This is a genomic window from Kribbella antiqua, assembly GCF_004345665.1.
Lineage (GTDB): Bacteria > Actinomycetota > Actinomycetes > Propionibacteriales > Kribbellaceae > Kribbella > Kribbella antiqua.
Genome location: NZ_SLWR01000013.1, coordinates 141,060 through 166,618, shown reverse-complemented (window position 1 = coordinate 166,618; position 25,559 = coordinate 141,060). Strand labels below are relative to the sequence as shown.

At 66.8% G+C, this 25,559-nt stretch carries 29 protein-coding genes; 15 read left to right on the top strand and 14 right to left on the bottom strand.

The features are described 5' to 3' along the window. Positions 1-2 precede the first annotated feature (2 nt). Positions 3-404: a hypothetical protein gene (locus tag EV646_RS32570; protein ID WP_132155470.1), complete on the top strand. Its 402-nt coding sequence runs from the start codon at positions 3-5 to the stop codon at positions 402-404. On the opposite strand, the gene EV646_RS32565 is transcribed toward EV646_RS32570, so the two are convergent. After that, the gene (locus EV646_RS32565; protein WP_132155468.1) at positions 357-944 is read right to left on the bottom strand and encodes a TetR/AcrR family transcriptional regulator; all 588 of its coding nucleotides are present in this window, start codon (positions 942-944) and stop codon (positions 357-359) included. The genes EV646_RS32570 and EV646_RS32565 overlap by 48 nt on opposite strands. Before the next feature lie 71 nt (positions 945-1,015). Here EV646_RS32565 and EV646_RS32560 point away from each other — a divergent pair, with 71 nt between their 5' ends. From EV646_RS32560 to EV646_RS32550, 3 genes are all read left to right on the top strand, one after another. Further along, the gene (locus EV646_RS32560) at positions 1,016-1,972 is read left to right on the top strand and encodes an alpha/beta fold hydrolase (RefSeq protein WP_132155466.1); all 957 of its coding nucleotides are present in this window, start codon (positions 1,016-1,018) and stop codon (positions 1,970-1,972) included. Positions 1,973-2,401: 429 nt separating this feature from the next. After that, the gene (locus EV646_RS32555; protein WP_158291079.1) at positions 2,402-2,842 is read left to right on the top strand and encodes a pyridoxamine 5'-phosphate oxidase family protein; all 441 of its coding nucleotides are present in this window, start codon (positions 2,402-2,404) and stop codon (positions 2,840-2,842) included. Positions 2,843-2,900: 58 nt separating this feature from the next. Then, on the top strand, positions 2,901-3,872 hold the full coding sequence (locus EV646_RS32550; protein WP_132155462.1) for an Acg family FMN-binding oxidoreductase: 972 nt from the start codon (positions 2,901-2,903) through the stop codon (positions 3,870-3,872). A 73-nt stretch (positions 3,873-3,945) separates the two neighbouring features. Here EV646_RS32550 and EV646_RS32545 read toward each other — a convergent pair whose 3' ends face one another. The 8 genes from EV646_RS32545 to EV646_RS32515 all read right to left on the bottom strand — a co-directional run bounded on the left by EV646_RS32545 (position 3,946) and on the right by EV646_RS32515 (position 10,410). Beyond that, complete coding sequence (locus tag EV646_RS32545; RefSeq protein WP_132155460.1) at positions 3,946-4,596, bottom strand: NADPH-dependent F420 reductase; 651 nt, start codon at positions 4,594-4,596, stop codon at positions 3,946-3,948. Between the two features lie 2 nt (positions 4,597-4,598). Beyond that, on the bottom strand, positions 4,599-5,630 hold the full coding sequence (locus tag EV646_RS32540; RefSeq protein ID WP_132155458.1) for an LLM class flavin-dependent oxidoreductase: 1,032 nt from the start codon (positions 5,628-5,630) through the stop codon (positions 4,599-4,601). A gap of 124 nt (positions 5,631-5,754) precedes the next feature. Next, entirely contained in the window at positions 5,755-6,456 is a 702-nt protein-coding gene (locus EV646_RS32535) for an SDR family NAD(P)-dependent oxidoreductase (RefSeq protein WP_132155456.1), read from the bottom strand. 83 nt (positions 6,457-6,539) lie between these two features. Beyond that, positions 6,540-7,346, bottom strand: a complete 807-nt coding sequence (locus EV646_RS32530) for an aldo/keto reductase (protein ID WP_132155454.1) — start codon at positions 7,344-7,346, stop codon at positions 6,540-6,542. Next, a complete protein-coding gene (locus tag EV646_RS39610) occupies positions 7,343-7,594 on the bottom strand; it encodes a hypothetical protein (protein WP_199237331.1) in 252 nt (83 codons plus the stop codon). The genes EV646_RS32530 and EV646_RS39610 overlap by 4 nt, the downstream gene beginning before the upstream one ends. Positions 7,595-7,608: 14 nt before the next feature. Continuing rightward, complete coding sequence (locus EV646_RS32525; protein ID WP_199237330.1) at positions 7,609-8,622, bottom strand: ABC transporter substrate-binding protein; 1,014 nt, start codon at positions 8,620-8,622, stop codon at positions 7,609-7,611. Between the two features lie 31 nt (positions 8,623-8,653). Then, complete coding sequence (locus EV646_RS32520) at positions 8,654-9,475, bottom strand: carbohydrate ABC transporter permease (protein ID WP_132155452.1); 822 nt, start codon at positions 9,473-9,475, stop codon at positions 8,654-8,656. Continuing rightward, entirely contained in the window at positions 9,472-10,410 is a 939-nt protein-coding gene (locus EV646_RS32515) for a carbohydrate ABC transporter permease (RefSeq protein ID WP_199237329.1), read from the bottom strand. The genes EV646_RS32520 and EV646_RS32515 overlap by 4 nt, the downstream gene beginning before the upstream one ends. 160 nt (positions 10,411-10,570) lie before the next feature. Here EV646_RS32515 and EV646_RS32510 point away from each other — a divergent pair, with 160 nt between their 5' ends. Further along, positions 10,571-11,611: a LacI family DNA-binding transcriptional regulator gene (locus EV646_RS32510; RefSeq protein ID WP_132155451.1), complete on the top strand. Its 1,041-nt coding sequence runs from the start codon at positions 10,571-10,573 to the stop codon at positions 11,609-11,611. A gap of 5 nt (positions 11,612-11,616) precedes the next feature. Here EV646_RS32510 and EV646_RS32505 read toward each other — a convergent pair whose 3' ends face one another. Next, a complete protein-coding gene (locus EV646_RS32505; RefSeq protein ID WP_132155449.1) occupies positions 11,617-12,483 on the bottom strand; it encodes a helix-turn-helix transcriptional regulator in 867 nt (288 codons plus the stop codon). Between the two features lie 136 nt (positions 12,484-12,619). On the opposite strand from EV646_RS32505, the gene EV646_RS32500 reads away from it, so the two are divergent. The 3 genes from EV646_RS32500 to EV646_RS32490 are packed head-to-tail and all read left to right on the top strand — an operon-like array spanning position 12,620 to position 15,890. Beyond that, on the top strand, positions 12,620-13,645 hold the full coding sequence (locus tag EV646_RS32500) for a zinc-dependent alcohol dehydrogenase family protein (RefSeq protein WP_132155447.1): 1,026 nt from the start codon (positions 12,620-12,622) through the stop codon (positions 13,643-13,645). Continuing rightward, a complete protein-coding gene (locus EV646_RS32495) occupies positions 13,642-14,877 on the top strand; it encodes a multidrug effflux MFS transporter (RefSeq protein ID WP_132155445.1) in 1,236 nt (411 codons plus the stop codon). The genes EV646_RS32500 and EV646_RS32495 overlap by 4 nt, the downstream gene beginning before the upstream one ends. Before the next feature lie 17 nt (positions 14,878-14,894). Further along, positions 14,895-15,890: an aldo/keto reductase gene (locus EV646_RS32490; RefSeq protein ID WP_132155443.1), complete on the top strand. Its 996-nt coding sequence runs from the start codon at positions 14,895-14,897 to the stop codon at positions 15,888-15,890. Here EV646_RS32490 and EV646_RS32485 read toward each other — a convergent pair. Next, positions 15,887-16,519, bottom strand: a complete 633-nt coding sequence (locus tag EV646_RS32485; protein ID WP_132155441.1) for a TetR/AcrR family transcriptional regulator — start codon at positions 16,517-16,519, stop codon at positions 15,887-15,889. The two genes, EV646_RS32490 and EV646_RS32485, sit on opposite strands and share 4 nt — an antisense overlap. A gap of 107 nt (positions 16,520-16,626) precedes the next feature. Between EV646_RS32485 and EV646_RS32480 the strand changes: the two genes are divergently transcribed. The 7 genes from EV646_RS32480 to EV646_RS32450 are packed head-to-tail and all read left to right on the top strand — an operon-like array spanning position 16,627 to position 23,226. Beyond that, on the top strand, positions 16,627-17,673 hold the full coding sequence (locus tag EV646_RS32480) for a Gfo/Idh/MocA family protein (protein WP_132155439.1): 1,047 nt from the start codon (positions 16,627-16,629) through the stop codon (positions 17,671-17,673). Continuing rightward, positions 17,670-18,434: a hypothetical protein gene (locus EV646_RS32475; RefSeq protein ID WP_132155437.1), complete on the top strand. Its 765-nt coding sequence runs from the start codon at positions 17,670-17,672 to the stop codon at positions 18,432-18,434. The genes EV646_RS32480 and EV646_RS32475 overlap by 4 nt, the downstream gene beginning before the upstream one ends. Then, positions 18,431-19,738, top strand: a complete 1,308-nt coding sequence (locus tag EV646_RS32470) for an ABC transporter substrate-binding protein (protein WP_132155435.1) — start codon at positions 18,431-18,433, stop codon at positions 19,736-19,738. The genes EV646_RS32475 and EV646_RS32470 overlap by 4 nt, the downstream gene beginning before the upstream one ends. After that, on the top strand, positions 19,735-20,673 hold the full coding sequence (locus EV646_RS32465; RefSeq protein ID WP_132155433.1) for a carbohydrate ABC transporter permease: 939 nt from the start codon (positions 19,735-19,737) through the stop codon (positions 20,671-20,673). The genes EV646_RS32470 and EV646_RS32465 overlap by 4 nt, the downstream gene beginning before the upstream one ends. Continuing rightward, a complete protein-coding gene (locus tag EV646_RS32460) occupies positions 20,670-21,503 on the top strand; it encodes a carbohydrate ABC transporter permease (protein WP_132155431.1) in 834 nt (277 codons plus the stop codon). Before EV646_RS32465 ends, EV646_RS32460 begins: the two co-directional genes overlap by 4 nt. Positions 21,504-21,521: 18 nt before the next feature. After that, positions 21,522-22,382, top strand: a complete 861-nt coding sequence (locus EV646_RS32455; RefSeq protein ID WP_132155429.1) for a sugar phosphate isomerase/epimerase family protein — start codon at positions 21,522-21,524, stop codon at positions 22,380-22,382. Between the two features lie 10 nt (positions 22,383-22,392). Further along, the gene (locus tag EV646_RS32450) at positions 22,393-23,226 is read left to right on the top strand and encodes a 3-keto-disaccharide hydrolase (protein WP_132155427.1); all 834 of its coding nucleotides are present in this window, start codon (positions 22,393-22,395) and stop codon (positions 23,224-23,226) included. Here the strand turns inward: EV646_RS32450 and EV646_RS32445 are convergent. The 3 genes from EV646_RS32445 to EV646_RS32435 form a co-directional block, all read right to left on the bottom strand. Then, positions 23,207-24,088: a TolB family protein gene (locus EV646_RS32445; RefSeq protein ID WP_132155425.1), complete on the bottom strand. Its 882-nt coding sequence runs from the start codon at positions 24,086-24,088 to the stop codon at positions 23,207-23,209. The genes EV646_RS32450 and EV646_RS32445 overlap by 20 nt on opposite strands. 9 nt (positions 24,089-24,097) lie before the next feature. Further along, positions 24,098-24,301, bottom strand: coding sequence for an ABC transporter permease family protein (locus EV646_RS32440; protein ID WP_199237328.1), 204 nt, complete (start codon positions 24,299-24,301; stop codon positions 24,098-24,100). A gap of 107 nt (positions 24,302-24,408) precedes the next feature. Beyond that, positions 24,409-25,518 (bottom strand): ferritin family protein, encoded by a 1,110-nt coding sequence (locus EV646_RS32435; protein ID WP_132155423.1) that lies wholly within the window; start codon positions 25,516-25,518, stop codon positions 24,409-24,411. Positions 25,519-25,559: the final 41 nt, after the last annotated feature.

The window sequence follows — 25,559 nt, the reverse complement described above, 5'->3', positions numbered from 1 at the left end:
CCATGAATTACGGCCCGCGGCCCGAACAGAACGCGCACCCCGGACCACCTCAGCCGCACCCGCATCCGCAACAGCCAGGCCCCGACTATCCGCAACACCTCTGGCCGCCCTATGCGCAACAGCCCGTGCCTGCAGGGCCTCCGGCTCCTCCGAAGGGCGGCGCGCTGCTGGGGCTCGCTGCCATGATCCTCGGTCTGGCCGGCTTGGCGGCGCCGCTCCTCCCGATGAACATGGACGGCTTCCGCCAGTACGCCGCCTTCCCGTTCGCCCTCCCCGGCATCGCCCTCGCAATCGCCGCCCTCACCGGCCACCGCGGCGCCAAGCCCTTGGCTGCAATCGGGGCAATCCTCTGCGCGCTAGCCCTGGCCGTCGGCACCTTCATGGTCATCACCTTCAACTTCTGACGCGCCGCGGCGGGCAGCAAGACTGAGCGCGGCGACGATGTCAGCGCCACTCGGCGCGTTCTCGGGATCGATCAGCCACTGCATCACCAGCCCGCCAAGGATCGCCTGGTAGAGCCCAGCCAGCAGCCGCTGCTCCTCCCCCTCGGCCGAGGAACCGAAAAGCTCGCCCAGTTCGCTGCGCGCGTACCGCTGGGATTCGGTGAGAAACGTCCGGAGCTGTTCCGCGCGGTCGATCTGCCCGACCAGCTCGTACTGGACCGTCCACATCGCCCGGTCGGACCGCACCGACTCGATGACGCCGTCCCAGATCGCCGCCGGGTCACCGCCGGCCGCCATGGCCTGACTCAGCCGCCCGCCCCACTCCTCCACGGCCGCGAACAGCGCCTGGCTGAGCAGCGCCTCCGTGGAGCCGAAGTGGTACCCGATCGCGGCCAGGCTCACTCCCGCCGCGGTGGCGATGTCGCGCGCCGTCGTACGCGTGAAGCCCTTCTCGAACAGACACTGCTTGGCGCCCTGGATCAGGGCCTCACGGTTTCCCATACCCGGCATCATACAGAATTCTCAGACAGTCGTCTTGTACAGATGTCTAAGACGTGTGTATGGTCAGCGACATGACGATCAACGAGCAGCACTACCTGTCCATCGGCGGCGTCGAGCAGTGGATCCAGATCCGCGGCGAGAGCGCCGGCAACCCCGTACTTCTGGTCCTGCATGGCGGCCCCGGCTCGCCGTACGCCGTGTTCACCCCGCTGATCCGGTCCTGGGAGCAGCACTTCACGGTCGTCCAGTGGGACCGGCGCGGCTGTGGCAAGACCCGCGCCCGCGGGACCAAGCAGACAGCTCCCTTCGAGCGGCACCTCGAGGACGCGATCGAGGTCACCGAGTTCCTGCGCAGCCACCTCGACAAGGACAAGATCGTCCTGATGGCCGGCTCGATGGGCACGATCATCGGCCTGCCGCTGGCCCAGCGCCGTCCCGACCTCTACTCCGCGCTCGTCACCACCGACCTCTACGCGGACATGCACCGCAACGAGGCGCTCGGCTACGCCCGCTGCCTCGAGCGCGTGACCGCGGCCGGGAACACCAAGGCCGTCCGCGACCTGGAGAAGATCGGCGGCGATCCGGCCTCCTGGGACCTCAAGGCGTGGCAGCTCAAGATGAAGTGGACGATGGCCACCGACCCGGTCACACCCAACGCCGTCACCAAGCTGCTGTTCCCGCTGGCGCTCAAGGGCGGCGTCTACAGCAAGCGCGAGGCGTGGCATCTACTCGCAGGCTTCCTGGCCACGCAGAAGGCCATGTTCCGCGAGTACATGTCCTTCAACGCCTACGATCTGCCGCCCCGCTTCGAGGTCCCCGTCTTCGTGTTCCAGGGCGCCGGCGACGTACTAACGCTGACCGACCTCGCGCAGGAGTACTTCGAGCACCTCGACGCGCCCCACAAGGAGCTCGCCCTGATCGACGACGCCAGCCACTTCGCAGCCTTCACCCAGCCCGACCGCTTCCGCGACGAGCTCGTCAACCGCGTGCTACCGGTGGTTCAGCCCTGCACGGACAACACGATCTAGCCCGGTCGCAGCTCCCTCCGGGCCGACATCCAATCGCTCACCAGCTGAGCTCGCACATGGCCTGCGGCTCGCCGGGATTCGGAGACCGTCTGCTGACGGTGGATCGTGACCGCCCTCTGTCTCGGTGTGTGCTCCGTGCCCCGGCGAGCCGTCAAGCTCCCCTGTGCCTCCAGACTGCCGCCGCGCTCTCCCACCCGGTCAGGGTCGAAAGTCCCAGCCGTTCGGTCCTTCGCCTCTGATCCAGGCCCGTCGCCGTCATCCCCCAGCCGTGTCGATCACGCAAGGTATCCACTGGCCAACGTCCAAAGGTCCCGTCCGGTGGGTGACGTACGGCACTGATGTCCGATGGGCCGGAGCAGGTGTGATGAGAGACGCAGGCTTCGTAATACCTGCGTGACGAATCGACGACCGGCTGGAGGATGGATTGTGATGGGCGCGACGGCACGCTTCGACCAGTCGGGGCTGGAGATCCTCGACGAGTGGGAGTGCCTGGGGCTGCTCGGATCGGCGCCGGTGGGCCGGCTGGTGTTCACGCTGGGCGGCATGCCGGCGGTGCGGCTGGTCAACTTCTGTGTCGACGGCGACACCGTCGTGTTCATCTCGGACGAGGGCGAGAAGTTCCGCGCGGCCGAGCGAGGCGATGTCGTCGCGTTCGAAGCCGACGACATCGATCTCGACCGTCACCTCGGCTGGACCGTCACCGCGGTGGGCCACCTGTCCGTGGTGTCGCCGGACGAGGCCGCAGCCCTCAAACGAACACTGCCGCTGCACACCTGGGCTCCGCTGCGCAATCAACGACTGATCCGCCTCGGCACCGAGTCCCTCACCGGCCGCCGCCTCCAGCCCTGGGCCCAGCGCCCGACGTCCTGACACACATCCCACGGGTTGCCTGAGGAAACTAGTGCGACCTGCCGACCAGGAGGGTCCGATGCCGGAAGACCAGCTGTCGACGGAACAGCTCGACGTACTGCTCACCGCCGCCGTCGCGGCGCCGAGTATGCACAACACCCAGCCGTGGCGATTCGAGGTCGACGGTCGCGTAGTCGACGTCTACCTGGACGGATCACGGGCCCTGCCCGCAGAAGACCCGACCGGGCGGGCGCTGCGGATCGCCGCCGGCACGGCCACGTTCAATCTGCGCTGCGCCGCGGCCGAACTGGGGTACCAGTCCTGGCTCGGGCTTGCCCCGGTTCCCGAGGAGCCGGATCTACTCGCCCGGATCGTGGTCGACTCCGGCGTACCGGATCAGCAATTGCGAGACCTGTACGCCGAGATCCCGCGCCGGCACACCAGTCGCGAACCGGTCCACAGCGCCGGGTTGGCCCAGGAGACGCGCATCGAACTGGTCCTCGCCGCGTACGCCGAGGGCGCCACGCTCACCTGGCTGTCCGAGGACCAGGTCAGCTCCATCCTCGACATGTTCCTGGACAGCGACCTCCGCGAAATCGGTGACTGGCACCGCACCGCCGAACGCGCACGCTGGGTCGGTGGCGACCGCCCGACCGAAGGCATCCCGTCGGCCGCGCTCGGACCTCGTGCCGCAACGTACCGCACGGCATTCCGCGATATGGGGACACGGCCCGCCGATCGATCCCGGGCTCGGGCCACCTTCGAGGAGCACCCGGCGATCGCCGTACTGTCGACGGACAACGACGAGCCCGCGGACCAGGTGATGGCGGGCCTCGCGCTGGAACGCGTGCTGCTGACCGCAACCCGCGAGGGCGTCGCAGCCTCGTTCCTGAACCAGCCACTCGAGTACGACGACCTCCGTCGCGCCGTCCAGCACATCACCGGGAAGTCCGGCTACGCCGACATGGTGATCCGCTTCGGCCAGGCCCACCCACCGGCCACCACCTCACGTCGCCCAGCCACCGACTTCGTCCGCAGGAGCACCCCATAACCATGACGCCCACTCGCAATGACCGTCCGCCGCCGCTGGAGCAAGCCCTCACCCACTGGCGCTGAAGGACTATCTACGCTGCGGCGTCCTTGTCGGGGGCTCGGAAGCGGTCGAGCATGGCGCGGACCTCGGTGGCGTTGACGTTGGCGCCGAAGAGTTCGGTGCCGGGTCCGAAGCGGGCGCCCTCGGGTAATGGCCCGGCTATCACCGGGTCGAAGCCGAGCGCGTCGACGATCTCGGCGACCGCCGCGGTGTCTTCGCCGGCGATCGCGATGGCCTTGCGGTCCAGGGCGCCTTGCGGACGAGCGCCGTCCTCGAGGTCGTGGTAGCCCATGTGGTTGAAGGCCTTGACCACGTGTGAGTCTGGCAAGAAGGCCTGCACGATTTCGCTGGACGTCGTCCGCGGGTCGGGGAGGTCGTCGCGGATGCCGTCGACCTCCCACCAGTAGTTCATCGCGTCGATCACGAGCTTGCCGCGCAACGCCTCGGCCGGGATGGTGCGGTACTTGCCGAGCGGGAGCGCGAGGATGACGACGTCGGCCTGCGCGGCGGCCTCGGCCGCTGTCGTCGCGACGGCTCCGGGCGTGACGATCTCGACGATCAACGCGATCTTCGACACCTCACCCGAGCCGGCGATCAGCACCCGATACCCGGCCGCCACCGCGAGACGGGCGTGCACCGTGCCAACCTTGCCCGCACCGAGAATGCCAATCGTTGTCGTCATGCTCACTCCGCCAACAGGTCGCGAACCATCGGGATCACCTTCGAGCCGTACAGCTCGACCGCCCTCAGCCGGGCACTGATCGGCAGCGAGCCGGCCGTGTAGATCAGGTCGAAGCGCCCGACCCCGAGCTGCTGCACCGCACCAGCGATCCGGCGGGCCACCGTCTCCGGCGAACCGACGTACATCGAACCCTGCGCGACCTCGGCGTCGAACTCCTCCCGACGTACCGGCGGCCAGCCGCGCAACGCCCCGATCCGGTCGCGGACGACCTTGTAGCGCGGATAGAACAGCTCCTTCGCCTCCTCATCGGTGTCGGCGATGAAGCCCGGCGAGTGCATCCCGACCGGATGCGCGATCGTCCCGAACTGCTCCGCCGCACGCCGGTAGAGATCGACGTACGACGAGAATCGGTCTGGCGATCCACCGATGATCGCCAGCATCAGCGGCAGACCGTAGTACGCCGTACGCACGACTGACTGCGGCGTTCCACCGACCCCGACCCAGGTCGTCAGGCGGCCGGACTCGGTCTTGGGATAGACATCGGCGTTGTCGAGCGCGGCCCGGGTGGTGCCGCTCCAGGTGACCGGCTTCTCGTCGAGCAGCTGAACGAAAAGCTGCAGCTTCTCCTCGAACAAAGCGTCGTAATCGGCCAGGTCGTACCCGAACAGCGGGAACGACTCGGTGAACGAGCCGCGCCCGAGGATCACCTCGGCCCGCCCGTTCGAGAGCGCGTCGACGGTCGCGAAACGCTGGAACACCCGGACCGGGTCGTCCGAACTCAGCACGGTCACGCCGGACCCGAGCCGGATCCGCGACGTACGCGCGGCGATCCCGGCCAGCACCGTCTCCGGGGTCGAGATCGCGTACTCCGGCCGGTGATGCTCACCGAGCGCAATGGCATCGACCCCGAGCTCGTCGGCGAGGACCGCCTCCTCGACGACCTGCCGGATCGCCGCCGCATCCGAGACCGGCCGGCCCTCGTCGTCCTCCGGGATGTCACCGAAGGTGTCGAGACCGAACAACAGGTCACTCATGACCGCCACTCCCATCTGATTGACACAGGTTGACATGTCAACACGCGAGAGACCGGCTTCATTCCGCCCAGGGTTGTTTGGTGGTGGTCGCGGGGCGCGAACACCGCCCAGCCTGACACGTGGGTTATGCCGGGAAGCCGATGCCAGTGTGTTCTTCGAGCAGGCGCAGCAGACCTTGCTGGAACCGCGGATCGTGAGCGGCGGGGTGGGGTTGGCGCGGCTTGCGGTGATACCAGTAGGCGCCCGACCGAGGGCTGATCTCGGATTCGTCGGCGGTGGCGAGCCATTCCTGAGTTTGGTGGCCTTCTTCAAGGCTGTCGGGCGCCGCGGACCCGCCCATCCGCGTCGGCACCCACCCAGGGTCGACCGCGTGCGCCATCGAGGCCGGCCGTCGTACGGCGAGCGTCATCGCCAGCGCTGTGACATACAACTTGCTGTCCGAATAGGACCGAGAGCGAGCGCGGAGGTCGGTCGACCCTGATCTGTGCATCGAACTGCTGAGGAAGATCGCACGCGCCGGCGGCGTCATCAATGCGGTGAGCACGTACGGCGCGACAACGTTCACCGCGAACACGTCGGGACCGTTGAGCACCCCGGCGTTATGAATGACGGCATCGAACCGGCCGAGCTCATTCGCCTGCCGCGCGAGATTCACCGTCTCATCCAGCTGCGCGAGATCGCCGTACAAGACCTCGCGCACACTCTGGTCCACAACGCGATCGCGGTTTCGTGCATGCAGAGCGACGTCGTGCCCGGCGTCGGTAAGAGCCGCTACATTCGCGAGCCCAAGGCCGGCCGAAGCACCGGTAACAAGAATGAGCGCCATGATCCCGCCACGATAAACACCCTCACCCCAGCCGAGGGAGGCCCTACCAGTACACCCACCGCCAGAGACTCCCTACGCGCCGACTACGTGGGTTGGTCTGCGGTGTAGGCGGCCGCGAGGGCTTCGTCCCAGGGTTCGGACTCCGCGGCCAGGGAGTCGAGGACTGTCTCGGGTCGGGTCGCGCCCGAAACCACTGACAATACGGGCGATGACGCCAGCAACGCGCGCAGTTGCAGGCGTTGTACCGAAACGCCGCGTGCCTTTGCCGCGTCCGCAAGGTGCGGGGCCGGAGCCGACGATCGCAGCGGTGAGTAGGCGAAGAACGCCACGCCATTGGCTTCGCACCACTCGAGTACGTCGGCAGACTCGCGACCCATGGCGGTGTGGTGATTCTGTACGGCGTCGATGCGGGCGACTGCCGCCGCCCGCTCGAGCTCGACGACGCTGACGTTGGACAGACCGATCCGGGCCAGCTTCCCCTCCTCGCGAAGGGCCGCGAGAGTCCCGACGCCCTCCTCCACCGGCTGCTCGGCGAGATCGACCCGATGCAGGTAGTAGAGGTCGAGGCGTCCGAACACCCGCAGACTGGTCTCGACGTCGGACCGGATCCGGCGTTCGCTGATGTCCGCATCCCAGGTGGTCGGGCCGATGCGCGAATGACCACCTTTCGTTCCGACGATCGCGCTCGTACCGCGAGCCGCCTCCGCTGCCAGCTCTTCGCCGTACGACGGCACATCGATCCGGGTGTACGCACGCGCCGTGTCGAGGATCGCCGTACCCGCGTCGATGCCGGCTCGGATCGTCGCGAGATCGGCAGCACGGTCACGCGGCTCGAAGGACATGCCGGCAACCCCGAGCGCAACGCGGCCCGCCAGTTCTGTGATGGTCACGTACCTGCCTTGTAGTCGGTGTCCATTGCCTCAAGCACCTTATCCGGAGTGGATCGGCCGCTGAACAGTTGCTGGATGCCGCTCAGCATCGTTTGCTGCACCTTGGGGTTGGGCCAGAGCTGGTCCATGAACGGCACGGTCCGGTCGTCGTTGATGTACTTCGTCAGTTCGGCCAGCGACGGGTCGGCGCTGAACCCGGTGTCGGGAATCGACGGGAGACCGCCCTGCTTCGTGACGAACAGATTCATCCCCTCGGGCGACATCAATAGTCGACGAACTTCAGCGGAAGATCTTTGTTCTTCGCCTTGGCGTTCACGGCGTACCCGGCACCGGCCGCGGCAGGCATGATGAACTCGGCCGGGTTGTCACTACCAGGAAGCGCCTTGAGCGTGAACTTGCCGGCCGGGTTCTTGCCCTTGAGCAACGCGACCACCCAGTTGCCCTGGACGATGCCGAGCGTCTTGCCGGTGGCGGCGAGCGTCTGGCTGGCCTCGTAGCTGGTGCCGAGCGGGTTCTTCTGGAAGCAACCGGTCTTCTCCATCTGCAGGTACTTGCCCAGGGCAACTTTCCAGTTCGATCCGGCGAACGTTGCCTGGCCCGCCTGCATCTTCTTGTCGAAGTCCTTGTCCGGACCGTAGACATTCGTCGCTACCAGCGCGTAAAGGACGATCTGGGTCACCCAGTTGTCCTGGTTGCCCAGGGCAAACGCCGGCGTTCCCTTGGCCGCGCCGGCCTTGCAGAAGTTCAGCAGTTCGCTCCACGTTCCCGGCGGTGTGAGTCCGGCCTTGCTCATCGCGCCGTCGTTGTAGATGGCACCGATGCCGTTCTGCCCGAAGAGTCCGGTGTAGGTCTTGCCTTCGTACTGCGACAGGCTCTTCATCAGCGGCGGCAGTTTGGCGGCCCACGGCCGGTCGGAGAGATCCATCAGGTAGCCGGACTTGGCGAGGACGAAGGTGGTCGCCGCGTTCCCGTTGCCCGGCCACGCCGTCATCACATCCGGCGCGGACCCCGAGGCGAGCTGGGTCCGGATCTGCTGGGTGTACTGGTCGGCGCCGGCCGTGGTGAACCGTACGTCGACGCCCGGGTTGGCCTTCTCGAACGCCTTGACGACGTCCTCGATGGAGCCTTGGTCGACCGAGGCGAGGGTCAGGACCTTGGATTCGCCGGAGTCGCCCGAGCCACCGGAGCTGCCGGCGTTGGTGCCACCGCTGCAGGCGGCCAGCAAGCCCACGGCGGTCGTCGCGGCGATCAGGGCAGCCAGTCTGGGTGTTCTCATGATTTTCTCCCGGATGGAGTGGTTGATGGAGTCATGCCTTGAGTCCGCCGGCGAAGCCGTTGATGATGCTGCGCTGGAGCGCGAAGTACACGAGGAGGATCGGGACGATGCTGATCACGAGGGCGGCGAAGATGAGGTTCCAGTTGGTGACGTACTGACCGACGAAGCCGGAGATCGCGACCGGCATGGTCTGCTGCCCGCTGCCGCTGAGGTAGAGCAGCGGCGTGAAGAAGTCGTTCCAGACCGCGACCGCGTTCAGGACCAGGGCAGTCACCGTGATCGGCTTCAGCATCGGAAAGACGACGTACCGGAAACCTTGTACGGGCGTGCAGCCGTCGATGAGAGCGGCATCCTCGAAGTCCCGGGGCAGCGCGCGCAGGAAGCCGATGTAGAGGAAGGTCGTGAACGGCACCTGGAGGCCGGAGTAGAACAGAACCAGCGCCCAGGGGGTGCCGAGCAGGCCGAGGTCGCGCATGGTCTGGTACAGCGGCAGCGCCGCCAGCTGGAACGGCAACGCCAGGCCCAGCATGATCAGCAGGAACATTCCCCGTGACCACCGCGCGGTCGCACGGGCGAGCGGATAGGCGGCGAACGACGAGATCGCCAGTACGACGATCACACTGAAGACGGTCACCACCACGCTGTTGAACAGCGCACCGCCGAGCGCGCCACGCTGCCAGGCCTCGGTGAAGTTCTCCATCGTCGGCGAGGCGGTCGGCCGCAGCGGCGAGGACGTGTCGGAGGTGGGTCTGACCGCCAGATTCACCAGGACATACAGCGGGAAGCCGACCACGAAGGCAGCGCCGATCATCACCAGTTCGAGCCCGAAAGTACGGCGGCGGTAGCGGTTCATGAGGCAGCCCTCTCGTTCCGCGCCAGGACGACGTACTGTCCGGTGGAAGCGATGGCCACGATGATCGTGAGCACGACCGCGAGTGCGACGCTGTACCCGAACTCGCCGAGCGTGAACGCGTCCTTGTAGATCAAGGTCGACAACGTGTCGGTGGCATGCCCTGGTCCGCCACCGGTGAGCGCGTACACCTGGTCGAACAGCTTGATGCCGCCGATGATCGACAGCATCAGGTTGATGGTGAACGCCGGCGCGAGCAGGGGCCGGACGACCGACCAGAACCGCCGTACCGGCCCGGCACCGTCGATATCCGCGGCCTCGTAGACCTCCCGGGGCACGGACTGCAGGCCGGCCAGGAAGATCACCATCGAGTACCCGGCGAACTGCCACACGATCACGCCCACGATCGACCACAGCGCGAGATCCGGATTGCCCAGCCAGTCCTGCTGCCACCTCGTCAGGCCGACGGCGCCCAGCAGACTGTTGACCGCACCGTCCGGCCCGAGCAGGTTGCGCCACAGGTACGCCGTCACGATCGGAGTGACCACGGCAGGTGCGAAGAGGAAGACCCTCAGCATGTTGCGGGACTTGATCGCGCTGTTGACCCCGAGGGCCAGCAGCAGGCCGATTCCGTTCTGGATGATCGTGATCGCCGCCGCGATCAGCAGCGTGTGCCAGATCGCTTGTACGGCGTCAGGGTCGTGGAACACCACCGTGAAGTTGTCCAGGCCGATCAGCGAGTAGTTCGGGTCGAGCCCGTCCCAGTCGGTGAACGCGTAGTACACACCTCGAGCACTCGGAACCAGTACGACGAAGGCGAACAACACCATCGCAGGCAAGGCGAACCACCAGGGCGGTGTGTTGTCGAGCCGACGCCGGAAGCCGACGTGCACACCCGCTGTGGTCTTCGAAAGCCTGTCACTCGAGGCAGTGGTCACAGCCGAACCCCAACTCCCATGAAACGTTTCATCGATTGTGGGTAACGTTGCCCAAAAAGTTGTCCAGACTCTAGGGGTGGACTTCTGAGAGGTCAATATTTCAGCCGTGTAAGCTCTGGATAACGTTTCTCAGATGTGATGTACGAGCGGGAGGGGTCACGTGGAGAAGCCCACGCCGCCACGGCGGGTCACCATCGTCGACGTCGCTCAGCACGCACAGGTGTCCACCACTGCCGTCTCCAAGGTCCTGCGCAACGCGTACGGCGCCAGTCCGGCGATGCGGGCCAAGGTGCAGCAGGCGATCGAAGAGCTGGGCTACCGGCCCAATGCCTCGGCGAGAGGCATGCGCGGGCAGACCTACACCATCGGCGTGATGCTCCCCGACATCCGCAACCCGTTCTTCCCCGAGATCCTGGACGGACTCACCGAGGCGCTGCGGGATACGCCGTACCAAGTCCTGCTGGGACCTGGCGGCTGCAACGACGCGCAGGCGGAGGCACGTGTCACCGAGGCGATGATCGACCGCGGCATGGACGCCATGGTCCTGGTCGCGCCGATCTCGTCCCGCTCCCGGCTGGAACACATCGCCAGATCCGTGCCCACCGTGGTCGTCGGCCGGCACGGGCATTCGGATGCCTACGACACGGTGTCCGACGACGACCTCACCGGCGCCGCACTCGTCGTGGGCCATCTCGTCAGCCTTGGCCACCGCCGGATCGCCCACATCGAGCACGCCGAGACCGACCCCGATCGCCTTGCGGAGATGCCCAACGCGATCCGAGCCGAAGGCTACAAGCGGGCGATGCAGGCCCACGGGCTCGGCGACGAGATCGACATCGTCTCCACCACCTACACCCAAGAAGGTGGGTACGCCGGCGCACAGCAACTGCTCGCGCGGTCGCAACGCCCCACCGCCATCTTCGCCGGCGCCGACGTCGTCGCCTTGGGCGTGCTCGAAGCCGTCGCCGAGGCCGGGGTCTCGGTCCCAGGCGACCTCTCCGTCGCCGGCTACGACAACACCACGGTCGCCGCGCTCGGGCCGGTCTCACTCACCAGCGTCGACCAGGCCGGCCACCACATCGGCGCCGAAACAGCCCGCCTGCTGCTCGATCGGATCCGCGACCGGGAGCGGCCATCGGCCCAGGTCAGGCTCTCTCCCACCCTGGTCACCCGCCGGACGACTGCTCCCCCACCGTCCTGACCCGGCTATGTCTCTGGTTGGGTGGCTGCGGTTGTCCAGGAGGCGAGGAGATCGAGGGCGTGGGCGGTCGGTGAGCTCGGCTCGGCGGCGTACAAGGTGAGGGTGAGACCGGGGTCGGAGATCATGTACATGCTTTCGTAGGCGAGTTCGAGGTCACCCACTTCGCGGTGGTGGAAGCGCTTGGTGCCGGCGCCGTGAGTACGGACGTTGTGGCTGCTCCAGCGGCGGCGGAACTCGTCGCTGCGCGTGGACAGTTCGCCGACCAGGTCGTGCAGTTCCTTGTCATGCGGGTCACGGCCGGCCTCGGTGCGCAGGATCGCGACGCAGATGTCGGCCGCACCGTCCCAGTCCGGGTAGAAGTCGCGGGCCGCTTCCAGGTCGAGGAAGGTGAAGCGGGCGAAGTTCGGCTGCGCGGAGATGTCGTAGAGGGAGGAGTGCATGGCCCGGCCGAGATGGTTGCAGGCCAATAGATCCATGCGCCCGTTGCGGACGATCGCCGGGGCGGTGAACTTCTCGAGCACCCATTGCAGGCTCGGCCGCGGCGTCCAGCGCTTGCCGGCCCGGCGGCGCGGACGCATCCCCGCACTCGTGCCGTCGGCTGCATGGGCCAGATGGAACAGGTGGGTCCGTTCGGCGTCGTCGAGCTGCAACGCGCGGGCGATCGCGTCCAGCACGGAGGCGGAAACGCCACCGAGCGCTCCACGTTCCAGCTTGGAGTAGTACTCGACACTGACACCTGCCAGCGCAGCGACCTCACCCCTGCGCAGCCCCGGCACCCGGCGAGCGCCGACGACCGGCAGCCCCGCCTCCTGCGGGGTGACCTTCGCTCGCCGCGAGATCAGGAACTCGCGGACCTCGGCGCGGTTGTCCATAGCAACGACGGTACGACGTCCCTCGCCCGGTTGGGATGCACTGTCAGTACACGTCACGACAGAGACTCCCTCAGCCATCCCGCGCGGCGTTGACTGGACAGGCAATCACCCAGCGATACGAGGAGATGTTCCACCGATGCGTGGTGTCGTCATGCACGCGCCCGGCGATGTCCGGGTCGAGGACCGGCCCGAGCCGGCCATCCTGAAGCCCACCGACGCGGTCATCCGGCTGTCGGCGACCTGCATCTGCGGCTCCGACCTGTGGCCGTACCGCGGCGCCGACAAGGTCGAGGAGCCGATGCCGATGGGTCACGAGTACGCCGGAATCGTCGAAGAGGTCGGCTCCGAGGTCACGTCGATCAAGCCCGGCCAGTTCGTCGTCGGCTCCTTCTTCGCCTCCGACAACACCTGCGAGATCTGCCAGGCCGGCTACCAGACCTCCTGCGTCCACCGCGAGATCCTCGGCACCTCCGGCGCCGCGCAGTCGCAGCGGATGCGGGTGCCGCTGGCCGACGGCACCCTGGTCGCCACCCCCGAGGTCCCCGACGACGACCTGGTGCCGGACTTCCTGGCCGCCTCCGACGTCCTCGGCACCGGCTGGTTCGCCGCCGTCGCCGCCGAGGTCGGTCCCGGCAAGACGGTCGCGGTCGTCGGCGACGGCGCCGTCGGACTCCTCGGCGTAATGGCCGCCCAGCAACTCGGCGCTGAGCGCATCATCGCCATGAGCCGGCACGAATCCCGCCAGCAGCTGGCCCTCGAGTTCGGCGCCACCGACATCGTCACCGAACGCGGCGACGCCGGCGTCGAACGGATCAAGGAACTCACCAACGGCCTGGGCGCGCACTCGGTGATCGAGGCCGTCGGCACCCAGGAATCGATGATGCAGGCCATCCGCTCCACCCGCCCCGGCGGTCATGTCGGGTACGTCGGTGTCACCCACGACGTGGCCCTGAACGGCGACGAACTGTTCTTCTCCCACGTCCACCTCCACGGCGGCCCCGCCCCCGTACGACGCTTCCTACCCGACCTCATGGACCGAATCTGGACCCGAACCATCCGCCCCGGCCGCGTCTTCGACCTCGAGCTCCCCCTCGACGAAGCCGCCGCCGGCTACCAGGCGATGGACACCCGTCAAGCGATCAAGGTCCTGCTCCGGCCGTGACCAACCTCGCCACCCAGGTGGACGTCCCACCGGCAACCCGCTCGCGCCGCCAGGCCCGGCTCACCGCCGGGCTGGTCGCGACCGTGATCTTCCTGACCGCGATCGCGCCGCTGGCGACCGATATGTACGTGCCGGCCTTCCCGCGGGTTGCCGCCGACCTGACCACCACCGCCACGCAGGTCCAGCTCACCCTGACGACGTTCTTCGTCGGCATGGCGCTGGGCCAACTGGTCGGCGGACCGGTCTCGGACCAACGCGGTCGGCGCGTTCCGCTGCTCGCCGCGATCCTCGCGATGACTGCCGCGTCCATCGTGTGCGCGCTCACGCCCACCATCGGCGTGATGACCGCGGCCCGCTTCGTGCAGGGCTTCGCCGGCGGCTGGGCGATGGTGATCGGCCGGGCGGTGATCGTCGACCTCGCCCGCGGCAGCCAGCTCGTCCGCGTGCTGAACGTCATCGCCGCCGTCGGCGGAATCGCCCCGATCGTCGGTCCACTCCTCGGCGCCGCGATCCTGCAGCTGTCCCACTGGCGCGTCTCGTTCTGGGCCGTCGCGGCTCTCGGCGTCGCCATGACGCTGGCCGTGCTGATCGCCGTACCGGAATCACTGCCACCCGAGCGTCGTCACGGCGGTGGTCTGCGCAACTTCGTCACCGCGGGCCGAGTCGTGCTCGGCAACCGCGAGTACGTCGGCTACGTCGTGGTCGCCGGAGCCGCGATGGGCGCCCTCTTCGCGTACGTCGCTACGTCGGCCTTCGTGCTGCAGTCGATGAACGGGCTGTCGCCCGTCGCGTATTCGATCGACTTCGCCGCGAACGCCGCCGGCATGACCGTCGCCGCACTCCTCGCCGCCCGGCTCGCCGGACGGGTCTCCACCCGCAAGCTCATCCTGCTCGGCCAGCTTGCCGCTCTCGCGTCCGGCGTCGCGATGCTGGTCGGCGCCGTGTGGTTCGACACCCCGCTGATCCTGGCCATGGCCTGCTTCTTCGTGCTGATGACAGCCCAGGGCCTGATGATCCCCAACGGCGGCGCCCTCGCCTCGGCCGCCGTACCCGACCACCCCGGCACCGGCTCTGCCGTCCAAGGCTTCGTCCAATGGGTCGCCGCCGGCACCATCGCCCCCATCGCCGGCCTCGGCGGCGAACACACCGCCATCCCCATGGCTACCCTGATGATCACCGGCGCCGCCATCTCCCTCGCCGGCCTCCTCGTGGTAGCCAAAACAGGCTCATAAGGATCTGGAGAACCACAATGCAGAAACGCACTCTCGGAACGGGCGGCCTGGTTGTCTCGGCTATCGGGCTTGGCTGCATGACGATGACCGGTGGATACGGCGGCCGGCCGGACCGGAAGGAGATGATCTCGCTGCTGCACGCGGCCGTTGAGCGTGGTGTCACCTTCTTCGACACTGCCGAGATCTACGGGCCGCATGCCAACGAGGAACTCGTCGGGGAGGCGCTCGCGCCGTACCTCGACCACGTCGTCATCGCGACGAAGTTCGCCGCGGACATCGACCCGGCGGAGCGGAAACCCACCGGCCGGATGCTCCGCCCGGAGGAAGTCGCACGTGTCGTCGAGGGCTCGCTGCAACGGCTCGGAGTTGACGCGATCGACATGTACTACCAGCATCGCGTCAACCCCGAGGCGCCGATCGAAGAGTTCGCCGGGGCGGTGAAAGAGCTGATCGAGGCCGGCAAGGTCAAGCACTACGGGATGTCCGAGGCAGCGGCGGGCACGATCCGCCGCGCCCACGCCGTACAGCCGGTGACAGCTGTCCAGAGCGAGTATTCGCTGTGGTGGCGACGGCCCGAGCAGGAGGTCCTGGCCACCTGCGAGGAACTCGGCATCGGCTTCGTCCCGTTCAGCCCGCTCGGCAAGGGCTTCCTCACCGGAACCGTCAGCGCCTCGAGCACCTTCGACCAGGACAACGATCTCCGCGCGCGCATCCCGCGTTTCGGTGCGGACGCCTTGCAGCACAACGCCGCGATGGTCGATCAGATCCAGTCCTTCGCCACCGCCAAGGGAGCGACACCCGCACAGATCGCTCTCGCATGGCTGCTCGCCCGGAAGCCGTGGATCGTCCCCATCCCCGGTACGACGAAGCTGCACCGGCTGGAGGAAAACCTCGCGGCCGCAGACATCACGCTGACGACCGAGGAGCTGAATCAGCTCACCGAAGCGTCCTCCCGGATCGAGATCCAGGGCGGCCGTTACCCCGACGACCTCGAAGCCCAGACGAACCTCTAGGAAAGGGTCCGGCCGGTCTTCCAGTTGGCGATTGACTGCTCGAGGTGCCTGCTGACCACGGCGGGGAGGTCGATGTCCGCGCCGAGTAACCATTGCAGCTCGACGCCGTCGAGTACGGCGATCAGGATGCGAACCTCGGCTGCGATCTGCTCATCGGTGATTGGCGCGACCTCGCCACGGTCGACAGCTTCGCGCAGCTTTCCGATGCATTTCGCCAGGACGGTGTCGTAGCGGCGCTGGATGAACTGCCGGGCCGGATGGCCGGGATTGGTCGCCTCGGCGGCCATCGTGATGAACAGTTCGAGCAGTCCGCGGTGTTCGACGTGGAACTCGGTCACCGTGATCAAAGCACGGAAGTACGCGAGCCCCGGCGGGTCATCGGCAAGCGACGACCGGCTCTGCTGCTTCGTCCAGTCCTCCAGGACTGCCGCCAGCAGGCCCTCCTTGCTGCCGAAGTACTGGATCAGCGTCGCCGGCGAAGCGCCGACCCGGTCGCCGATGGTCCGCAGCGACCCACCGATGTACCCGAGCTCCCCGAACACGTCCGAGGCGCTCCGGATGATCTGCTCCCGGCGCTCGACACCTTTGCGATAAGGGCCCCGGATCTGCGCTGTCGCCTCGTCGGCCACAAGTCCTCCCCGAACTCCTGCACGAGATATTGACGAAACCTTATCAGCCGTTTACGTTTGCGAAATCTGAACGACTGATCAGGTTTCACTCTGGTGAGGAGCCATGGATGCAGTCCACTTTCGGAATCGGGTTCCTGGGTGCAGGACCGGTGACCCAGTCCATCCACCTGCCGACGCTGGCGCGGCTCGGCGACGCGTTCGCGATACGCCACATCACTGACGTCGATCCCGCCGTAGCCGAGGCTGTCGCGGGCCGGGTCGGAGCGGCGCACTCGACGTCGACCGAGGCACTGCTCGACGATCCCGCGGTCGACGTCGTCGCGATCTGCAGTCCGAACAGCTTCCATGCCGAACAGCTGATCGCCGCCTGTCGCGCCGGCAAGAAGGCCGTGTTGTGCGAGAAGCCGCTCGCGATGTCAGCCGCCCAAGCCGACGCGATCACCGCGGTCTCCGCGGAGACCGGCGTACCGATCATGGTGGGCGCGATGCACACGTTCGATCCGGGGTGGCGGGCCGCAGTCGCGCACTGGGGCGATCTCCCGGCCAGTAGTCACACCATTCGGTTGTCGGTCGTGCTTCCGCCGAACGCACGGTTCGAGGACGTCGCCACGGAAGTTCTTTCGCGGTCGCCGTTCCCCGCGCCTGACTGGTCCGATGTGGAAGTGCTGGCCGCGATGATCCATGGCGGTGTGATGGGGCTGGCGATCCACGACCTCCCGCTGATCCGGAGGTTGCTCCCCCGGTACGATGATCTGCAGGTGATCGACGCGAAGTTCCTCGCGCCGTTCGGGTACCGGATCCTTTTTGTTGCCGGCGGCAAAAGTATCGAGCTGCACGCGATGGTGTCGCAGACGTGGCAGCCCGACTGGGTGCTCGAGGCGTTCAGCGACGACCAGGTTCTGCACGTGGAGTTCACACCGTCGTACGTCCATGCCGGATCCGCGGTCAGCACGCTCACCACCTCGGACTCGGCGCGGGTGTTCGGCCCGGCCACCGTCAACGGCTACGAGGCTGAATGGCGCGAACTCGCCGCCATCCTCCGCGGCGAACTGGCACCTCCCAGTACGCGCGACCTGGTCGACGACGTGCGGTTCGCCCTCACAGTCGCCGATGCCGCCGCCGAAGCCCTCCGCAAGGCAGAGGTCGCCGCATGAGCAACGTACGTACGACGCTCGCGACCTTGCCGATGTCATTCCCGGATCCCGCCGACGTCGTCTTCGTCGATGGTGATCCCAGCTGGCCCGCGGAGCTGGAGCGCGCGATCCGATCGGGCGCGACCGGCATAGTTCTGGTGCATCCCACGCCGGTGGACTTCGATCTGCTCACCGCGGACACAATCGTCGTCGTCGACTCCCCGTGGGCTTCCAACCCGGTGAATGGCCTGGCGGCGCAGGCCTTCCGCGCTGCCGCGACGAACGGCGCCAGAGTCGAATGCAGGGTGATCACCCCACCCGGATCCGACTTCGCCACCGCCCTGCTGGACCAGCTGGCCCTGATCCGCGCAGTACTCGGCCCGGTGATGAAGGTGCAGGTACGGCATCTTTCCGACCGCGCTCTGCACGCCGAAGGACTGACGAACCTGTCGGTTGCGGTCGACTTCAGCATCGTGTGCACGACCGCCCTACCCGCCTCGGCATCCCTTCGGTTGCTGACCTCCGACGGCAGTGTCGAGTTGACGATTCCGTCCGGCGACACGGCTCTGCCCGCCCGGCTGATCACCGTCGGGCCGGACGGCGCGGTACTGGCACCCACGCAGTACGAGAACGGGCATCGCAGCAGTCTTCGCCGCCTGCGCGAGCTCCAAGCGACCGGATCGGCCGACGGATCGGCCGAGCTGCGCCGCCTTCAGGCGGACGTCGTGACGACGACCGCCGCTCTCGGGGACCACCTTCGTGAGAGGAACGCAGTCCGATGAACAAAGCAACGACCCGTCGGAGTTTTCTGGGCCTTGCCGGTGCGGCGATCGCGGCACCCGCGCTGGCCGCCTGCAACGTGTCCGGCAACAGCGGAGCAAGCAAGGCCGGAGGCGGCACCCTCAAGTTCTGGGACATGCCGTGGGGAACGCCTGCCTACAACGAGCTGGGCAAGAAGATCATCACCGGCTACACCCCGGCGGAGGGCTCGGCCAAGGCGACGTACCAGATCATCCAGTGGAACGGCTTCTACCAGACCTTCTCGTCCGCGATCGCCTCCAAGACCGGTCCGGCGGTCAGCTCGGGCGCCGGCTTCCAGGCGTTCCAGTTCGCCGACCAGGGCCAGATCGCGTACGCCGACAGCTTCATCGAAACCCTGAAGAAGGACGGCACATACGACGACTTCCTGCCCGGCGTCATCGATACGATGAAGACCGACAAGGGCTATGTCGCCGTACCGTGGCAGACCGACGTACGGCCGTTCTGGTACAACAAAGCGCTGCTCGACCAGGCCGGCGCCAAGGTCCCGACCACTTGGGACGAACTGCTCGCCGCCGGAAAGGCGCTGAAGAAGATAGGGGCGTCCGGCTTCGCCACCGGCTCGGGCGCCGACAACAATCTCGGCGCGCACACGATGGTCGCGATGATGATCAACAACGGTGGCGGTCTGTTCGACCCGGACGGCAAGCCGGACTGCGTCACGGACGCCAACATCCAGGCGATGACGTTCGTCCGCGAGCTCGCGAACGAGGGCATCATCGACTCGGGCGCGGTGTCCTACACGATCGACAACCTCGACTCCCAATGGAAGGGCAGGAAGGCCGGCATCGGGATCCACACCCCGGGGCTCGCGGCGCGGACCGGCGCGGTCGGCAAGGACCTGCACGTCATGGATCCACTCACGAGCCCGAGCGGCACAGTCGCCGGGTTGTTCTTTGTCAACAATCTGATGATGTACACCAATACGCCCTCGCAAGAGGCGTCGGAAGCGTTCCTGAAGTACTACCTGAGCCAGATCCACACCTATTGGCAGAACCCGGTCGGCGTGGCCGTACCGGTACTGAAGTCGATCGCGAGCGCGGACTACTACGCCAAGGACCCCAACCAGGTCGCGATCGTCGAGAAGTGGATGCCCGTCTGCAAGACCTACGCGGCCAAGAAGACTCAGTCCTTCGCCGCGCTCGCGGCCGTTGACGGCGGCCAGCCCCTCGCTCAGTTCGCGCAAGCCATGTTGCAGGGCAAGACCGACCCGAAGACTGCCCTCACCACCCTGCAGCGGGGCCTCGAATCGATTGTCAAGCGATGACGCCCACGCTGACTGCCCCGTCCACCACGGCGACAACAGCATCAGCGTCCACGCCGCCCGCAGGTAAAGGAGTCAGCCGGCGCACGATCACGCTGATCCTGCTCGTCGCGCCCTGCCTCGTTCTCGTGGTGCTGATCAACGCCTACCCGCTGGTGGTCGCGGCCTCGCAGTCGATCCACAACGGAACTCTCATCGTGACCGGCGACTTCGTCGGCTTCAGCAACTACCTCGATGTCCTGACCAGCCCCCGCTTCTGGACGGCCGCTCGCTTCACCCTGATCTTCACCATCGTCGGCGTGTTCGGCAGCTGGCTGACCGGGATGGGTCTGGCCCTGCTGCTGCGGACGAAGATCCCATGCCGGGGCGTGTTCAAGGTCTTGCTGATGCTTCCCTGGGTGGTGCCGATCGTGGTGTCCTCCACGGCGTGGAACTGGCTCGTCAGTACACCGACCAGCCCGCTGCCCACCCTGACGGCGAAACTCGGGTTCGGCGAGGTCCACTTCCTCGCCAACCCCACGCTCGCCGCGATCACGGTCTGCGTCTTCAAGGTCTGGGTCAGCTTCCCGTTCATGATGCTGATGACGTCCGCCGCGTTGGCTGCTGTCGACACCACGGTGTACGAGGCCGCGGGGATCGATGGCGCTTCGAGGTGGCAACAGTTCGTCCACATCACGCTGCCGTTGATCTCACGGTCGACGTACATCAGCTGGATCCTGATGACGATCTTCTGCGTCAACGACTTCCCGACCATCTACCTGCTGACGGCCGGTGGACCGGTCGACGCCACCTCGTCCTTGGTCGTACTCGCGTACCGCACGGTCTTCCAGGACCAGCAGACCGGTCCTGGTGTGGCGATCGCGTTCCTGATGACGCTCGTGCTGGTGATCGTCTCGACCGCGCTGTACCGCCAGATCCGAAAGGTGGACATCGCATGACAACCATCGCATCGAGGGAGCCGGGAACACGCGGCCAATGGTGGCGCTTCGCCGCTCTGCTGGTCATCACCCTGATCGTGCTCGTGCCTGTGTTCGCAACCCTGTTGTTGGCAATCCGGCCAAGTGCCTCGAGCAGCGCGAGCGGCGTTCTCACGCTGGAGAACTTCCGCTACATCTTCACCAGCACCGACGTGATCGTGTGGCTCGGCAACAGCCTCGGCGTCACGCTCGCCACCGTGGTGGTCTCGGTCGTCGTCGCCGCGCCGGCCGGGTATGTCTTGTCTCGCGGCCGCAGCAAGGCGGTGGCCGGGTTCTCGCTGCTGCTGTTCGTCATCCAGTCCCTGCCGGTGATCACCGCGATCATCCCGCTGTTCGTGCTGTTCGCGCGGATCGGGCTCGCCGACAACCTGATCGGATTGGTCATTGTGTACGTCGGCAGCACGATGTCGGTGGCGACCTGGATGATGGCGGCGTACTTCGACTCGATCCCGCATGCGCTCGAGGAAGCGGCCTGGGTCGACGGCTGCTCGGTGTTCGGCTCGTTCGCCAAGATCGTGCTGCGCAATTCGCTGCCCGGCATCCTGTCGACCGCGATCTTCGCGTTCCTGCTCGCCTGGAACGACTACCTGGTCGCGCTGGTGTTCCTGCGTTCCAGCGTCATCTTCACCCTCCCGATCGGACTGCAGACGTTCTTCCAGCAGAACGCGACCGACTGGGGATCGGTGATGGCGGTCTCGGTCGTCATGCTGTTGCCGCCAGCAATCATCTTCGCCGTACTGAACAAATACTTCAGCATCGGCGGTATCGGCGGCTCACTCGCCGGCCGCTGAACGGAAAGGAGCTCGCTCATGCGCGTTGGCCTGAATCCCCTGCCCTGGGTCCTCACCCCCGAGGGCTTCAATCTGTCCGTGCCCATCCTGAGGACCGCGTTCGCAGAGATCGCGACCACCCCGTTCAAGGGCATCCACGCCGATCCACCACCCGGCCTCGACGCCGTCGGCTACCGTGCGCTGCTCGACGAATTCGGCCTCGAGCCAGCCCCCGGCTACTTCTCCGCCGACGTCGACATCAACACCCCCGACCTGGTCGAGTCAGCCAAGAAGCACGCTGCGATCCAGGCCGAGCTCGGCAACACCGAAGTCTTCCTCGCCGCCACCCTGACCGCCGAACGCATCGCCCACCCCTCCATCGGGTACGGCGACGTGCCACTCCAGCGCATCATCGACGGCATCGGCGCGGCGGCACAGGCCATCACCTCCGAAGGCGTCACGCCGGCACTACATCCACACGTGGGCAGCAGCATCGAGGTCGAGTCCGAGATCTGCGCCGTGCTCGACGCCGTGCCCGCATCGGTCCTGTCGTTTGGGCCGGACACCGGACACCTCGCCTGGGCCGGCACCAACCCTTCGGCCATCATGACCGAGTACGCCGACCGGATCGCCGCCGTACATCTGAAAGACGTCCATCTCGGCCAGGCCCAGGCCGCCAGGGATGCGGACGCGAACTACTTCGAGGCGACCGTCACCAAGTTCACCGTCTGGACCGAACCCGGCCGCGGCGACGTAGATCTCCTCGCCGCCGTCAGGACCCTGCCGGGCGACTTCACCGGCTGGCTCGTCGTCGAGGTCGACGTACCGGAAGCCGACACCAACCTCGCATCGACCGAACTCTCCGCCCGGTGGGTCACCGACCACCTCGGCGCCTTCTAGAGGAGCTCTCTTGGACTTCGAGCCACTGTTCAACGGCAAGGACCTCACCGGCTGGTCCGTCATTCCCCGCAGCTACGGAACGATCTGGCCCGGCGGCCCGGACGTCCTCGACGTCGTGACGGACTTCCCGGCGGACTACGCCGAACAAGCCGCGCTACACCCCGCTGCCTGGTCGGTCGAGGACGGCGCCATCGTGGGGCGGCAACAACCGCTCGGCAGCGGGTACGGCGGCTACCTCATCACCGACGAGAAGTACGGCGACTTCGAACTCACCCTCGAACTGAACCCCGACTGGCCGGCCGACACCGGCATCATGCTCCGCCGCCGGCCCGACTCCTGGCACGGACTCCAGGTCCTCGTCGACCACCGCCATTCGGGATCCATCGGCGGATTCTTCGGCAACGGCCTCGGCAGCTTCCACGCCGTACCGTTCGCCCTCACCGCCCAACTCGACTCCGCCGGCAACGCGATCGGCCTCCGCGAGGACGATCCGGCGACGTCTGCCGAACCCTTCACGCCAGCAAAAGCCGAGCTCCTCGATTACGCGGCAACGGTCGACGAGTTCCTCGCTGTATGGCGTTGGCTGGACTGGAACTCCCTCCGCATCCGCTGTGTCGGCGAGCGCCCGCACGTCACCACCTGGATCAACGACGTGAAGATCGCGGAGGTCGATCTGGCGACCCTCACAGCACCGAACTACGACGCCGACGCCGTCGCCGCCTTCCTCGGTACGGCGGGCCACATCGCGCTCGAGGTCCATGACAACGACCCCGTCCTCGGCACCGACCGCTGGGCCCCGGACGCCGCCTGTCGCTGGCGAAACCTCATGCTGAGGCGGCTCTGATGGGATAGGCAACGAAGGCGAAACGGGTGCTGTCCGGCGACCAACTGTTGACGTTGATGGTTCCCTGACCACCGAACAGCTCGTAGCGCTGGAGGACGACCGACCAGTCCTCCGTCGCTACGACGCGCACCTCGACATCGAGGTCGGCCGGGTGGCCGAGTGTGCCCAGAGGAAAGGCGAGATAGGCGGCATAGCGGGAGTCCGGCGAGAGGTGCGGGAACCAGTCGACGGTGTTACTGGCGACGAGCTGCTGCACAGGTCCGCCCGCGTCGGGAATCCGGGCGAGCTGGGCGTGACCCGGCTCCTCGGTGGAGCCCGCGGTGTTGAAGTAGATCCAGTCGCCGTCAGGCGACCACTCCGGTCCATCAATGTGGCCGTTCCCCGTATCCAGGACGGTCGGCGACCCGTGCGGCTCGATCACGACGAGCTTCCCAGGTCCGCCGAAGTCCTCGATCTCGACGTACGCCAGCCGCTTGCCGTCCGGCGAGACACCGTGCAGGAAGTGCCACTTGCCGTCGTCAGGCGAGACTCGTCGTACTGCGCCGCCGTCCAGGTGCCCGTGGTAGATGTGACCGTCCATCGCCGACATGTAAATGTGCTCGCCATCCGGATCGAGCACGTGGTCGTTGTTGAGCCCCGGAAGGTCGTCGTACTCGACGCGAGCCAGACCGGGCGATTCGACGTCGAGCCGCCACAGACCACCGTTGCCATTGACAAACAACTTCGATCCGTCGAGCGACCAGTTCGGCGCTTCGATCAGTACGTCGGTGGTCTCGAACAGCAGCTCGGGTTCGGCGATGCCGGGCCCTCCGACCCAGACCTGCGAGCGTTGTCCCGGGGCGAGCGCACGATACTTGGCCACGTTGTCACCTTACTTGACGGCGCCTCCGGTGATGCCGGCGATGATGCGGCGTTGGGCGATCGCGAAGACGACGAGCAGCGGGATGCTCATCAGGACCACGTAGGCGAAGATGAGGTTCCAGTTGTTCAGGTACACGCTCGCGCTGGCCACCTGGAACAGGTTGAGCGGCAGGGTGTCCATCCGGCCGCCGATGACGAAGAACGCGAAGAACACGTCGTTCCAGATGTATGAGGTCTGACCGAGCCCACCACCGTCACAGTCGGGACACCCACCACAATCTCCACCAAGAGCGGCTCCTGAGCTCGACGCCCGGCTCGACCTCAGATGGACGCCAGCGCGTCGCGAACGATGTCGAGCCGGGCGTTTGACGCCAGACCCGCGTGATAGATGTGGAGATCAGTGGCACCAGCGTCGACCAACGCCTGGCAGTGCGCTGCCAGGCGTTCGGCGTCGGCTGGGAATGGTGGCAGCGCTGTCACGTAGGCGCCGATTCTCCCAGCGCCCAAGCGGGCGAGGGCCTGCACGCCTCCCACACTGGCCTCTTCCCAGGCGGGGGCGATGCAGCAATCGATGCCTTCGGCAACCGAGTCCAGGGCCGCTTCCGCTCCGGTGGCCCAGGGGTCTGCGACAGCGTGTAATGCAATGTCGCGTACGCCGTTGGCACGTGCCTCGTCCACCACCGCGGCTCGCAGCCTCGCGGAGTGACGTCGGCGCAACTGCAGGACGTCTTCCTCGACTGTCTCTTCCACAGTGCGAGCGCCCGCACCGACCGCGGAGCGAACGCGCATCGACAAGTCCTCGACGTCCAAGCCGGCCGAGGACATCGCCAGGACGCAGGCGTCGCAGAAGCAGATCGACAGCAGAGCCTGGTCGACGGGCGACCAGTCCGCACCCGCGGTCTTCTCGTGCAGGCCGTTGTGCGCGATCCCCAAGGGTCCGCAAGCTTCCAGAACCACATTTGTCACGCCGGTCTGGCGAACGATCTCTGCCACCAACGTACGTCCGTACTCGACGACCTCGTCGTGGGCTGGGCAGAGAGCGTAGTGGTAGACGTCCCCGAAGGCGTTACGCACGCACCTGCTGGGGTTCCGCCGCCCGACGGCCGAGTTGTGGGTCAGCACGATCCACGCCTGAACGTCCAATCCGACTGTCCGCAGCGACTGTGCCGCGCGGTTGAAGGAATCCTCACCTGCCCACGGTTCGGCCCCATCAGGTACCAGTGCTGTCCAGGCGTTACGTCGTACCGGCACATACAACCCCGCCGAAGCCTCCACCACTCTGTGCTGCGGATGCCGCGGTGTCGCGGCTCTCACCGAGTGATAGGAAGCGGCCAGTACGACGGACTCCGCACCAAGCGACGCCACCAGGTCGGGGGCCGCCGGGTCGCCGTTGAAGTCCCACGGATAACCGTAGACCGCCGCAGCCGGCATCTCAGCACCTCGCTCATCGGGGCGTCACAGGCGCGGGCGAA

What these genes read in the sequence shown, in the direction of transcription:
- EV646_RS32470 (WP_132155435.1), top strand. Translation starts at nt 18,431, where the DNA reads ATGAACAAAGCAACGACCCGTCGGAGTTTTCTGGGCCTTGCCGGTGCG.
- EV646_RS32455 (WP_132155429.1), top strand. Translation starts at nt 21,522, where the DNA reads ATGCGCGTTGGCCTGAATCCCCTGCCCTGGGTCCTCACCCCCGAGGGC.
- EV646_RS32560 (WP_132155466.1), top strand. Translation starts at nt 1,016, where the DNA reads ATGACGATCAACGAGCAGCACTACCTGTCCATCGGCGGCGTCGAGCAG.
- EV646_RS32565 (WP_132155468.1), bottom strand. Translation starts at nt 944, where the DNA reads ATGGGAAACCGTGAGGCCCTGATCCAGGGCGCCAAGCAGTGTCTGTTC.
- EV646_RS32570 (WP_132155470.1), top strand. Translation starts at nt 3, where the DNA reads ATGAATTACGGCCCGCGGCCCGAACAGAACGCGCACCCCGGACCACCT.
- EV646_RS39610 (WP_199237331.1), bottom strand. Translation starts at nt 7,594, where the DNA reads ATGAATCTGTTCGTCACGAAGCAGGGCGGTCTCCCGTCGATTCCCGAC.
- EV646_RS32500 (WP_132155447.1), top strand. Translation starts at nt 12,620, where the DNA reads ATGCGTGGTGTCGTCATGCACGCGCCCGGCGATGTCCGGGTCGAGGAC.
- EV646_RS32555 (WP_158291079.1), top strand. Translation starts at nt 2,402, where the DNA reads ATGGGCGCGACGGCACGCTTCGACCAGTCGGGGCTGGAGATCCTCGAC.
- EV646_RS32520 (WP_132155452.1), bottom strand. Translation starts at nt 9,475, where the DNA reads ATGAACCGCTACCGCCGCCGTACTTTCGGGCTCGAACTGGTGATGATC.
- EV646_RS32480 (WP_132155439.1), top strand. Translation starts at nt 16,627, where the DNA reads ATGCAGTCCACTTTCGGAATCGGGTTCCTGGGTGCAGGACCGGTGACC.
- EV646_RS32475 (WP_132155437.1), top strand. Translation starts at nt 17,670, where the DNA reads ATGAGCAACGTACGTACGACGCTCGCGACCTTGCCGATGTCATTCCCG.
- EV646_RS32525 (WP_199237330.1), bottom strand. Translation starts at nt 8,622, where the DNA reads ATGAGAACACCCAGACTGGCTGCCCTGATCGCCGCGACGACCGCCGTG.
- EV646_RS32545 (WP_132155460.1), bottom strand. Translation starts at nt 4,596, where the DNA reads ATGACGACAACGATTGGCATTCTCGGTGCGGGCAAGGTTGGCACGGTG.
- EV646_RS32550 (WP_132155462.1), top strand. Translation starts at nt 2,901, where the DNA reads ATGCCGGAAGACCAGCTGTCGACGGAACAGCTCGACGTACTGCTCACC.
- EV646_RS32435 (WP_132155423.1), bottom strand. Translation starts at nt 25,518, where the DNA reads ATGCCGGCTGCGGCGGTCTACGGTTATCCGTGGGACTTCAACGGCGAC.
- EV646_RS32465 (WP_132155433.1), top strand. Translation starts at nt 19,735, where the DNA reads ATGACGCCCACGCTGACTGCCCCGTCCACCACGGCGACAACAGCATCA.
- EV646_RS32505 (WP_132155449.1), bottom strand. Translation starts at nt 12,483, where the DNA reads ATGGACAACCGCGCCGAGGTCCGCGAGTTCCTGATCTCGCGGCGAGCG.
- EV646_RS32535 (WP_132155456.1), bottom strand. Translation starts at nt 6,456, where the DNA reads ATGGCGCTCATTCTTGTTACCGGTGCTTCGGCCGGCCTTGGGCTCGCG.
- EV646_RS32490 (WP_132155443.1), top strand. Translation starts at nt 14,895, where the DNA reads ATGCAGAAACGCACTCTCGGAACGGGCGGCCTGGTTGTCTCGGCTATC.
- EV646_RS32540 (WP_132155458.1), bottom strand. Translation starts at nt 5,630, where the DNA reads ATGAGTGACCTGTTGTTCGGTCTCGACACCTTCGGTGACATCCCGGAG.
- EV646_RS32460 (WP_132155431.1), top strand. Translation starts at nt 20,670, where the DNA reads ATGACAACCATCGCATCGAGGGAGCCGGGAACACGCGGCCAATGGTGG.